The 10,662-nt window shown below is 72.8% G+C and carries 12 protein-coding genes and 1 pseudogene; 9 read left to right on the plus strand and 4 right to left on the minus strand.

The annotated features are described in order from the left end of the window. Positions 1–554 precede the first annotated feature (554 nt). Together AB0F62_RS41470 and AB0F62_RS41475 are read left to right on the plus strand one after the other, a co-directional pair. Positions 555–917 carry a DUF1330 domain-containing protein gene (locus tag AB0F62_RS41470; protein WP_361811681.1) on the plus strand — a complete coding sequence of 121 codons (363 nt, stop codon included), beginning with the start codon at positions 555–557 and terminating at the stop codon, positions 915–917. A 93-nt stretch (positions 918–1,010) separates the two neighbouring features. Further along, positions 1,011–1,448 (plus strand): hypothetical protein, encoded by a 438-nt coding sequence (locus AB0F62_RS41475; RefSeq protein WP_361811684.1) that lies wholly within the window; start codon positions 1,011–1,013, stop codon positions 1,446–1,448. A gap of 112 nt (positions 1,449–1,560) precedes the next feature. Here AB0F62_RS41475 and AB0F62_RS41480 read toward each other — a convergent pair whose 3' ends face one another. Further along, positions 1,561–2,013 carry a MarR family transcriptional regulator gene (locus tag AB0F62_RS41480; protein WP_361811687.1) on the minus strand — a complete coding sequence of 151 codons (453 nt, stop codon included), beginning with the start codon at positions 2,011–2,013 and terminating at the stop codon, positions 1,561–1,563. Positions 2,014–2,197: 184 nt separating this feature from the next. Then, complete coding sequence (locus AB0F62_RS41485; protein WP_361811690.1) at positions 2,198–2,905, minus strand: SDR family NAD(P)-dependent oxidoreductase; 708 nt, start codon at positions 2,903–2,905, stop codon at positions 2,198–2,200. 343 nt (positions 2,906–3,248) lie between these two features. On the opposite strand from AB0F62_RS41485, the gene AB0F62_RS41490 reads away from it, so the two are divergent. Both AB0F62_RS41490 and AB0F62_RS41495 read left to right on the plus strand, forming a co-directional pair. Then, the gene (locus AB0F62_RS41490) at positions 3,249–3,623 is read left to right on the plus strand and encodes a nuclear transport factor 2 family protein (protein ID WP_361811693.1); all 375 of its coding nucleotides are present in this window, start codon (positions 3,249–3,251) and stop codon (positions 3,621–3,623) included. A gap of 42 nt (positions 3,624–3,665) precedes the next feature. Beyond that, the gene (locus AB0F62_RS41495) at positions 3,666–4,241 is read left to right on the plus strand and encodes a carboxymuconolactone decarboxylase family protein (RefSeq protein WP_361811695.1); all 576 of its coding nucleotides are present in this window, start codon (positions 3,666–3,668) and stop codon (positions 4,239–4,241) included. A gap of 142 nt (positions 4,242–4,383) precedes the next feature. Here AB0F62_RS41495 and AB0F62_RS41500 read toward each other — a convergent pair whose 3' ends face one another. Both AB0F62_RS41500 and AB0F62_RS41505 read right to left on the minus strand, forming a co-directional pair. Further along, a complete protein-coding gene (locus tag AB0F62_RS41500; protein ID WP_361811698.1) occupies positions 4,384–5,205 on the minus strand; it encodes a GNAT family N-acetyltransferase in 822 nt (273 codons plus the stop codon). 157 nt (positions 5,206–5,362) lie between these two features. Continuing rightward, the gene (locus AB0F62_RS41505; RefSeq protein WP_361811701.1) at positions 5,363–6,259 is read right to left on the minus strand and encodes a helix-turn-helix domain-containing protein; all 897 of its coding nucleotides are present in this window, start codon (positions 6,257–6,259) and stop codon (positions 5,363–5,365) included. A 648-nt stretch (positions 6,260–6,907) separates the two neighbouring features. Here AB0F62_RS41505 and AB0F62_RS41510 point away from each other — a divergent pair. The 5 genes and pseudogenes from AB0F62_RS41510 to AB0F62_RS41530 all read left to right on the plus strand — a co-directional run. Beyond that, on the plus strand, positions 6,908–7,816 hold the full coding sequence (locus AB0F62_RS41510) for a TIGR03619 family F420-dependent LLM class oxidoreductase (protein WP_361811704.1): 909 nt from the start codon (positions 6,908–6,910) through the stop codon (positions 7,814–7,816). A 474-nt stretch (positions 7,817–8,290) separates the two neighbouring features. Continuing rightward, the gene (locus tag AB0F62_RS41515; protein WP_361811713.1) at positions 8,291–8,932 is read left to right on the plus strand and encodes a hemerythrin domain-containing protein; all 642 of its coding nucleotides are present in this window, start codon (positions 8,291–8,293) and stop codon (positions 8,930–8,932) included. A gap of 163 nt (positions 8,933–9,095) precedes the next feature. Continuing rightward, complete coding sequence (locus AB0F62_RS41520) at positions 9,096–9,674, plus strand: helix-turn-helix domain-containing protein (protein WP_361811707.1); 579 nt, start codon at positions 9,096–9,098, stop codon at positions 9,672–9,674. Positions 9,675–10,201: 527 nt separating this feature from the next. Continuing rightward, positions 10,202–10,324: a hypothetical protein gene (locus tag AB0F62_RS41525; protein ID WP_361811710.1), complete on the plus strand. Its 123-nt coding sequence runs from the start codon at positions 10,202–10,204 to the stop codon at positions 10,322–10,324. A 120-nt stretch (positions 10,325–10,444) separates the two neighbouring features. After that, positions 10,445–10,662, plus strand: a pseudogene (locus tag AB0F62_RS41530) (serine hydrolase); the annotation flags it as partial.

A 10,662-nucleotide genomic window follows, 5' to 3' on the forward strand; every position in this document is an offset into this window, starting at 1 on the left:
CGCTCTTCCTATCCCCCCAAAACGGGCATGCGGCCGCCGCCCGTACGCCGGGCGGCGGCCCCTGCCAGGGATTCGACCGGCGGCGGGACGGCTGTCCCGCCGCCGGAGGGCGTCGTTCGGCGACTCCGGAGCCATGGACGCTCACACGGTACCGACGAGCGTCGCGTGTCGCGGCTTCCCGATCGCCTCGCCCACGCTCCGGTGATCCCCGGAGCGCTGTGTCACCGCGCGGGTACCCGAAACGAGTGCCTGCAGCCGTGCGGGGGCCGATCACTTCGCCCGGCGGTTCCCCCGGAACGCATCGCGGCGGCAAGGGGTGGTGCCGTCGGCCGGGCCCGCGCGGACCGCGCCGGGGCCGACAGATCCACGGACGTGCCCGGGACCCGACGACAGGGAGGCGCGGCGACGAACCCGTGCGCATCGCGGCGCCCGGCGCGTCAAGCGACGCCGCCCTTACCTCCGGCGTCATCGACGGACCCCGGGCGGCCCGGCAGGATCGGGACCGTCGGCAGGAACGACACCGAACCCCGGACTCCGAACCCCTGGGAGCAGCCATGCCCGCCTACGCCGTCGGCCACCTCCGCCCCTCGCGGCCCGACGAGGAGGTCTTCACCTATATGGAGCGCGTCCAGGGCACCCTGGACGCCTTCGGGGGCCGCTTCATCGTCCACGGCGCGACCGTGGAGGTCCTCGAGGGGACGTGGCCGGGGACGATCGTCATGATCGAGTTCCCCGGCATGGACGAGGCACGCGACTGGTACCGGTCGAGCGCGTACCGGGAACTCCTTCCGCTGCGCACCCGCAACCTGGAGAGCGCGGTGATCCTCGTGGACGGTGTCGGGCCGGACTACGACGCCGCCGTGACCGCCGCGCGCCTCAGGGGGGAGACCGCGCGGACCGGTACGACATCCGGGTGACTGGACACTTCGATCATGGAACGGTAGACAGGGGGCCGGGGAGGCGGCCGGCAGGCCGCGAGCATTCAGGGGGACCGGTTGACGCTCGAACGTGTGGGGAGCCGCGTGGTTGCGGGCCTGGCCCTCCCGGCCCTGACGCTCACCGGCTGCGGCCTCGTCGACGCGCCCAACTGCACGCTGGTGGGCGCGGAATCGGGTGTCCACGTCGCGTGGACCATGAGCGACTTCCCCAAGGACGCGCGCTTCCGGCTCTGTTCGGGGAAGACCTGCAAGGAGCGGATCGGGGTGCCGCACGAGCGGATGGCCGGCGTCGGGATCACGCTTCCCGACGACATCGGTGCGGCGTCCGTTCCCGTGCGGTTCACCGTGGCGTCCGCGGACGGTTCCCGGACGCTGTACGCCCGGGAGACCACCGTCCGGCTGGAGCGATACGCCCCGAACGGCGAGGGCTGCGACCCGGTCGTGTGGACCGCGGCCCTGCGGGCGGCGCCGGAGACGGACCTGGTACCGGTGGACCGGGACGCACCCTGACCGGCCGGCCTCGTCGGGGTCAGCCGCCGAAGCGGCCGCCCGAGGTGTGGGACGCCGACGCGGCCGGCGCGTGCCCTCCAAGCGGAAGCCGGGGACGATCCGCCCGTCAGGATCAGCCGAGTTGCCCCGCGACGCGCTCGAACTGGACGGCCAGGCTCGGAAGTGAGGCCGCCTCCACATGGTCCATGACGCGGCGGCGCGCGCTGGCGAGGAGCGCCGGATAAGCGCCCTCCAGCCGCTCCAGACCCTCGGGCGTCAGACGCGCCACACTCCCCCGGGCGTCCACCTCGTGGCGCCGTTTCACGACCCAGCCACGGGTCTTGAGGGCGTCCACCACCCTGGAGATGCGACTGGCGGACAGGCGGGTGAGCTCGGCCAGGTCGATCATCCGCAGTTCACGGGCCTCGGCCTCGGACAGGAACATCAGCACCGAGTACTCGGACAGCGTCAGCCCGGTCGCCTTCAGGAGATCGTCGTCCAGAGCCTTCGGCAACGCGGTCATCACACGTTGCAGGGCACGCCAGAAGCGTTCTTCTTCCGCGTCCAGAGGAGCGTCCGCCGTCATTGCACCAGCTTAACGCGCCATTTGTGCCCCCTTTCCCCTCCGCCGAGGGCGCGCGACGCGCCGCCCCGCGGCCCGGGCGGAACGAGGAGAGGGCAGCGCGTCGTGATGAGCCGTCTCCGACCCGCCCCCCTGCGGCGGCCGGTTCAGTGACCCCGAGCCGTCCGCCCGCCGACGGAGCCCTCCGTCACCACGGAAGCGCGCCGTTGCGGTCGAAGAAGCCGCCGGTGGGGCCGTCGGGGCCGACCAGCGCCATCCGGACGATGATCTCCGCGCCCTCCTCGACCGTCTGGAAGCCGGTGTTGCCGTTCAGGTCGGTCTTCGTGAAGCCCGGCTCCACGGAGTTGACTCGAAAGCCGGGCAGCGCCTTGGCGTACTGCACGGTGATCATGTTGACCGTCAGCTTCGACGCCGGGTAGTCCAGGCCGGGGAACATGTGGGCCGGCTGGTCCGGGTCGGAGACGTGGTGCAGCGAGGCCAGGCCGCTGCCGACGTTGACGACCACCGGCGCGGCGGACTTCCGGAGCAGCGGCAGGAAGGCGTGGAGGACCCGCACGACGCCGAAGACATTGGTCTCGAAGGTCTTCCTCATCGCGTCGGCTGTGGTCTCCGCGGTGGGCACGACGCTGTTGTCCGGCCGGCGCACCTCGATGCCGGCGTTGTTGATCAGCACGTCCAGGCCGCCCGCGGCCTCGATCGTCCGCACCGCGCCGGCGACCGACTCGTCGTCGGTGACGTCGAGTCGGACGAAGGACGCGCCCAGCCGTGCGGCGGCGAGACGGCCCCGCTCGGCGTCCCGGGCGCCGATCCAGACGGTGTGGCCCTCGGCGATCAGGCGGCGCGCGGCCTCGTAGCCCAGGCCCTTGTTGGCTCCGGTGATCAGTGTGGTCGTCATGGTGTCGCTCCCGTCTCGGGTGGTCGTTCTGTGACGTCTCCAGACTGCGGCGGGGCCGGGCGGGCAGGGAGTCGTCTCGTTTTCCTGGGACTCGCGGTACCAGCGCCCTCCCGTCCGCGAGGCGCGACGGGCGGCCCGTCGGGACCGGGCGCGCGGGAGCAGGCGGAGCGCGACTCGTCGGCACCCTTCCCGGCTTCGGCAAGCCCCGCTCCGCCGCCGCCCACGGGCTGTGACGAGGTCCACAGGCCGCCCGGGGCCGTACCGGACCCTGGAGTCCGGTACGGTCGTCTCCATCCGGACCCAAGGGTCCGTTTCATTCCTCTTCCCGAAGGAGCACCTGGCGATGACGCGCGCCCGCATCAGTGCGGCCCTCCGGGCACTGGTCCTCGAGCCCGAGCCGGGCGTCGAACTGGACACCGTGCTCGACCGGTACTACGCCCCCGACTACACCCACCGCAGCGACGGCGAGGTGCTGACCCGCGAGGAGTTCGCGGGGATGGTCGCCGCCGTCCGCACCAAGGTCACCGGCGGCACGGTGACCGTCCTCGACGAACTCGGCGACGGGACCACCTACGCGGAGCGGCACGTCTTCCGGATCACCCTGGCCGACGGCTCCGTCCAGCACCGGGAGATCGCGATCTTCGGCACCCACGCCGAGGACGGCCGCTTCCGCCACCTGAGCGAGACCGGCTTCGACGTCCCGCCCCAAGCCCGCTGACTCCCCCGTCGACGACCACGCCCAGCACCAGAGGAGCGCACCATGCCTCGACTGACCGACCCGGATCCGGCGTCCTTCCCCGACGACGTCCGCCGGTACCTGACATCGCTGCCGCCCGACCCGATGGTCAAGATGATGTCCCACTCGGCCGGCACCGTGAAGCCGTTCGTGGAGCTCGCGAGAGCCCAGTTCACCTCCCTGCACCTGCCGGCCCGCTCGCGCGAGCTCGTGATCCTCGCGGTGGCGGAGTACACCGACTGCCCGTTCGTCGCGGCCCAGCACGAACCCATGGCACGTACGGCCGGCGTCGACGAGCCGACCCGGCGGGCCATCCGGGCCCGGGACCTCGAGAACCCCGCCGTCGCCCTCGCCGACCGGGCCCTGCTGCGCTTCACCGCCGAAGTGATCGGGCAACCCCGCGTCAGCGACGAGGTGTTCGACCTGGCCCGGTGCTTCCTCAGCGAGCGCGAGCTCGTCGAGGTGCTCCAAGTGGTCGGCTACTACTGGTCGTTCGGCCGGATCGCCACCGTACTGGACGTCGAGGTGACCACGGTCTACGGAGACCGCGAGGTCCTGGACGCGCCGGCCGGCACCGACCTGCCCGGCCGGGACACCTAGCCCGGCCCGGGAGTTCCGACACGATCACGGCGGAACCGGCCGCGGGATGCGCTCCCGCGGACGGTTCCGCCGTTCCATCCGCCGGCTGCGACGCGCCCTGCGCGCGTCGCCGTCCGCCGCCCCCCTGAGGGCCGGGCGCCGCTCACGCGGGCAGCGCGAAGAGCCGGTACTCGGACACCGCCGTGAAACCGAAGCGCCGGTAGAGAGGCTCACCGGCCGGGCTCGCCAGGAGAGCGGCGCGATCCATCCCGCGTTCGCGCCCCGCGTGCAGGGCGGCCGCCGTCAGTACTCCCCCGATGCCCCGCCGACGGTGGGCCTCGGCGACGTGGACGAGGAAGATCCCCGCCACGCCGTGCGCCGCCATCACCACGGTCGTGCCCACGATGCGGCCGTCGAGCACCGCGGCGAGGCGCACGACGTCCGCGTTGTCCGCGCGGTGCGCCTCGATCCGCACCATGTCGGCCTCCAGGTCCGGTGCGATGCCCATGGAAGCGCTGTACGTGCGGACGAACTCCGTCAGGCGACCGGGCTCCTCGACCGCCTCGATCCGCAGGCCGTCCGACCGTTCCCCGGCCTCCACGAGCCCGTCGAGCGGCCGGACCATCACCGGAACGGAGCCGAACTCCGCCATTCCGTGCCGGGCGAGTGCCGCCGACGTGCCCTCGGGGCTGTCCGGGCCCACCCACCACCACCAGGGAACGCCGGCGAGCCGGGACCTGGCCGTGGCCGCGGACCGCCCCACCGCTTCCGGGGAGGGGGTCCGGACCACGCCGTTGAACTGCGGTGTCGCAAGTCCGCTGCGGTAGTAGTCGAGGTCGCCCTCGCCTCGCTCCGCCTCGCCCCATCCGAGCAGGTACTGACGGAAGTTGGCCGTCAGCTCCGCCAGGCCGGTGCCGTCCCCGGCGCGCGGCCCGGATCCCGTACCGGGAACGGGCGCCGTCGTCGTGATGTGTGTCTCTGTCATCCTCGTCGCTTTCGCCGTCCGGGTGCCGTCGGCCGGACCACCCGGCGTTGTCGAGCGCCGCGACACCGCCCGGGCCTTGCCGTCGGGCGTCGCTGCGCGCAAAGAACCCGACCTCGCTGTCGGGGGGACCATCGGTCAGGGAGCCGGGCTCCGCCTCTCATCGCTCCTCGGCGGCCCGGCGGCCCCGCTCCCCGCGAACCGCGCTGGGGCCGGAGGCGCTGAGGTTGCCGAGCATCCGCAGGAGTTCCGCGCTGCGGCTGCCGGGCTCGGCGTGGAGCACCACCAGGACGAGACCGTCGCTGCCGCCGATCGCCAGCTTGTCGGACCGCAGGTCCAGGTCGCCGACCTGCGGATGTGTCAGGCGGGCGACCTGGCCGCCCAGGTGCGGGGTCACGTCGTGGCGGGCCCACAGCTCCCGGAAGCGATCGCTCCGCAGGGACAGTTCACCGACCAGCTCGGTCAGCCGGGGTGCGTCGACGTCGGGCCCCGCCAGGGCGCGCAGGGTGGCCACGCCTCTCCGCGTCATGAGCTCCCAGTCCCCGCGCCGCTCACGTTCCGCGGGATCGAGGAAGGCGGCACGCAGCAGGTTCACCCCCGGGGCGTGGCCGGGCGAGAGGGCCGCCGCCAGGGCGTTGACGGCGAGGACGTCGAAGTACCTGTTCTGCACCCAGGCGGGGTTGCCCGTCCATCCGTCCATCAGTTCACGGATGCTCCGCGGTACCTCTTCGCGTCGCGGCGCCGGACGGCCGGAAGGTGTCCGTGCGGACGCGCGGGTGGCCTGCGCCCGCGGCAGGGCGGCCATGTAGTCGGCCGTGTCCTGGTCCAGGGTCAGCGCCCGGGCGATCGCCGACAGTACCTGCGGGGAGGGATTGCGGTCGCGTCCCTGCTCCAGCCGGAGGTAGTAGTCCGTGCTGATGCCGGCGAGCATCGCGACCTCCTCGCGTCGCAGCCCCTCGACCCGTCGCGTCCCGCCGGCGCCGATACCGACGTCCTCCGGCCGAACCAGGCGCCTCCGAGCCCGCAGAAACTCACCGAGCGCATTCGAAGCGTCCATACCGACGACCGTAACCCGCTTCGTCCGCGGCTAGGTGGCCCCCTTGATACCAGGAACGACGACGCCTCGCCGGTGAATCCCCGCAGCGTGGACGGGGGAACGCCGTGCCCGCACGACCCGTCGGCGGCGTTCGCCCGGGGATCGCCGGCCCGTCACCCTCCGTACAGGAGGGCCCGTGGTCACCGGTACGGAAGCAGTTCCGTCCCGGGCGGGTGGCACGGGACCGGCGGCCGTGTTCCGGGCGCCTCCGCGCGTACGTGCTCCGATGCCGCCGGATCACCGTCGGGGCTGGAAGGCCCCCCTTCTCCCAGGACCCGCGGGACCGGCCATGGTGTCGGTGCTCCCCTCCCGGGGGCTTCCAGGCTCCAGGAGGGTGGCCCCGTCGCTCCCAGGAGCAACAGGACCCTTCAGCCCGGGGAGTCGAGGCGGCATCGTGGGCACGGCCTGCGGTTCCCTCGCGGGCGGTGCGGTGTCGGACGCCGCTCCCCGCGGTGCGGCTCGACGCGATCGCGGGCGCCGTTCCGCGGAGACGGGCGGAACCCGGGACGCGGAATCGGGCCGGGGGCGCTCCCCTTGGGCGGAAGCGCCGCTCCCCGACGTCGGCGAACGCTGTGTCCGACTGCCTTCCCAGGTGAACGAAGGGTTTTCATGAAGATCGGCTTTGCGCTTCCCTATCTGCACAACGTGGCTCATCAGGTCGACCGGACCGCGGAGTTCGCCCGTGCGGCGGAGAAGGCCGGTGCGGCCAGCCTGTGGGCGGGCGACCGGCACTTCGCCGCGGTCGACCCCACGATCGGGGTCGGAGGCCCCGGGGACACCACGATCCCGGTGGAGTACCGGACCGCCGCGGACCCCTTCGTCGTCCTCGGCGTCGCGGCCGCCGCCACCGAACGGGTGCAGTTGGGCACCAACGTCCTGATCGCGCCGATCTACGCACCCGCGCACCTGGCCCGCAGCCTGACCACGATCGACCGGATCAGCGGCGGACGGCTCATTCCCGGCTTCGGCGTCGGCTGGTCGCCCGAGGAATTCCAGGCCGCGAACATGGACTTCACCAAGCGCGGCGCCAGGACGGACGAGATGCTGGACGCGCTGGAGCTGCTGTGGACCCGGGACCCGGTGGAGTACCACGGCCGTCACCTGGAACTGCCGCTGCAGTACGCACCGCTGAAGCCCGTGCGAAAGCCCCGTCCGCCCTTCTATCTCGGTGCGCCGACCGGGGCCCGTGCCGCGCTCAGGCGCATCGGAGAGCGGGCGGACGGCTGGCTCCCGGCGTGCGTCGTCCCCGTCTTCGTGGACGCCGGCACCGTGCTCGCGCAGCGGTCGCTGATCGACGGGTTCGCCCACGCGGCGGGACGCGATCCCGCCCTGCTGGACACGGTGATGCGGGTCAACGTCGTGGAGGGGACTCCGTTGCCCCGGGTCGCCGATGCCATCAAGTCCCTCGCCGAACAGACCGGCATCGAGCACTTCATGGTGGAGTCCATGTCGTTGCCCCACATCGACGCCTCGCTCGAACTCGTCACGGAGATGTTGACCCTCGTCGAGCGCGGCTGATCCGCACGGACCGCGCCGGCGCGGGACGGAGGCGGGGACCGATGCGGAGGCAGGCGTGGAACCCCCGAAGGAGGTACATGCGTGCGTACGCAAATAGAATATGCTCTAATGGCCTGACCAGGCCGACCCGCCGGACGCCGGACGCACCCGGCCCCGCGTCCCCGGTGATCTCCGGCTCCGCGGACGGACCCGCGGCCCCTGCCTTGCCGCCGACGTCTCGAAACCCGAGGCGCGACAGGGCCGTTGGAGCCCGGCGCCACACGGCGGCGCTGTGCGATCACCGCGGTTCGGGGCCACCGCGGCCCCGACGCCGACGCCGACGCCGGCGCCGCGGACCGTCGGCCGGGTCGACGCTCCGGGGCGATGCCCGGCGGTCGGACGTCACGCCAGTCAATCCAGCAGCGAATATCCCGCGCAACGATCGAGGACCCAGTGAACCCCAGCACTCATGAACCCATGGCCGATGTGCGCGACATGTATATGGCGCACACCATGTTGCGCCGCGAGTTCGACCTCCTCCCGCAACTCGTCCGGGACGTCCGGACGGACGACACCGGGCGTTCGGAGGTCGTCGGCGCCCACGCCGAGTTCGTCTGCGGCATCCTGCACCTCCACCACGAGGGCGAGGACGTCGTGCTGTGGCCGCTGCTCCACGAACGCGGCGGTGCGGAGGCCGAGGAGATCGTGCCGGTCATGGAGGAGCAGCACCACGCCATCGAGGCCGCCAACGCCGAGGCCACTCGCCTGCTCCCCGGATGGCGGTCCACCGCTCGCGGTGGAAACGAGCTCACCGAGGCGTTCGACCGGCTGCGGGCCGCCCTGCTGGAGCACATGGCGATGGAGGAGCAGAGGATCCTCCCGCTGGCCGAGAAGTACGTCACCGCGGCGGAGTGGCGGCGGCTCGGCGAACACGGCCTCGAGAAGTCGCCGAAGAAGACCCTTCCGCTCGCCTTCGGCATGGCGATGTACGAGGGCGACCCCGAGGTGGTCAGGGCCGTCCTCGCCGAGGCGCCACTGCCCGCCCGGCTGATCATGCCGGTCCTCGCGCGACGCCTGTACGCCAAGCACGCCAAGCGGGTCCACGGCACCCCCACGCCGCCGCGCGCCACCGGCTGACCCCCGATGCGACGGACCTCCTGGGCCAGGCCGACGGCGCAGGGGGTCCGCCCCGTGGGTTCGGCGGCGTTCACCACCCCGCGAAACGGACTCGCGGGTCCGATAGCATGGCGTACCGGACACCCACCGGCCCGAGCCCCTCACCCGGACAGGCACCCGCCCCATGAGCCCCTCGAACACCCCCGCCCCCGGCCCGCGGACGCCGACGTCACCTCGGCGCGCGGACGCCCGGCGCAATCACGAACGCGTGGTCGCCGCCGCGGTCGAGGTCTTCCGCGAGCACGGCACCCTGGCCACCGTCCCCCGGATCGCGGAGCGGGCCCAGGTCGGCAAGGCGACCGTCTACCGCAGCTTCCCCTCCAAGGAGGACCTGCTGGAGACGGTCACGCGACTGAGTCTGCGGGAGCTCGAGCGGCGCACCGCCGCGGCTCAGCACGAGACCGACCCCCACGAGGCCTTTCGCCGCCATGTCCTCGAACTCTTCGACGTCCTGGCCCACGACCGCCTGCTCGCCGAGCGGCTGGCCGACGCCGCGTCCCCGGCCGCCGCGTCCGTCCTGGAGTCGCTGACGAACGCCATGGAGGCTGCCCGGGCGGCGGGGAGACTGCGTGAGGACGCCGCCGCGCTGGATCTGCGGGTCGTGCTGTGCGGCACCGCGCTGCAACTCGTGCGGTACGGGGAACGTGATCCCGCGGTCTGGCGCCGCTACGGGGACATGGTGCTGCGGGCAATGGGTCGCTGAAGCCGCCACGGGACGGCGTCAGCCGTCGCCTGCGGCGGGCAGGCCGCGCCGGACCGGTTCGAGGAAGCGACGGGCCGCGGGGCCGACCGCGGTCACCGTCGCCTTCGCGGTAACGGTCGTCGGTACGGCACTCGGCTTCGGGCTGCTCGGGCACCTGTCCGACCGGTTCGGCCGGCGTCGCGTCATCGTCCCGGCGCTGCTCGTCGGCATCGCGCCTTCGGTCTCGTCACCCGGCACACCGCGCTCGCGCCCACCATGGCCGGCTTCGGAGCGTCCTGTCGGCCCGCACCGTCCTCGCCGTCGTGGCCACCCTTCGCGGTCGCACGACCGGGCGCTGACCGAGGGCCCGGCCCCGGACGTATCGAGGTGCCGTCCGTGGTGTGGGGGGCCGAGGCGGCGGATGATCCCCCCACGCGGAAAAATCTGCGAGATCTGTCAACCGATCCCCGCCGGACCGTGGTCTGAGAGGTGGAGGGGGCAAGTGGGCCCCCTGTGCGTCCCCTTGACGTCTGCAAGGAGTCTCGTCCATGACCCGGATGAACAGGCCGGCGACAGCCGGCGTGGCGGCGGCCGCTCCGGCCGCGGCCACGGCCCCGGCTCCGGCGGTGACGTCGGCCATCGTCCCCCTCGCCGTCCTGATACCCGGGTAACATCCGGGCCGGCCAGGGGAATTGGGTACGATCCGGGTTCCCGCGCTCCCGGCCTCACAGTCGCCGCGTGAGGCGGCACCCCCCACCACCGTCCACCTGTTCCAGATCAGAAAGTCCAGCATGCGTATCAAGAACGCGGGCATCGTGCTCGCAGGCTGCTCCGCGACGGCCGTCCTGGCCGCCTCCCCCGCCGGTGCGGCCACCTCCTCCCTGCCCAACCCGTCCGTCACCGCGGTCCTCGAGGTGCAGAAGCAGGCCATGGCGAACGGCGCCCCGGGTGCCCTGACCCGGATCGACTCGGGCAGCTCGAGCTACCGCATCGCGTCCGGCCAGGCGGA

This window comes from Streptomyces sp. NPDC026673, from assembly GCF_040638135.1.
Lineage (GTDB): Bacteria > Actinomycetota > Actinomycetes > Streptomycetales > Streptomycetaceae > Actinacidiphila.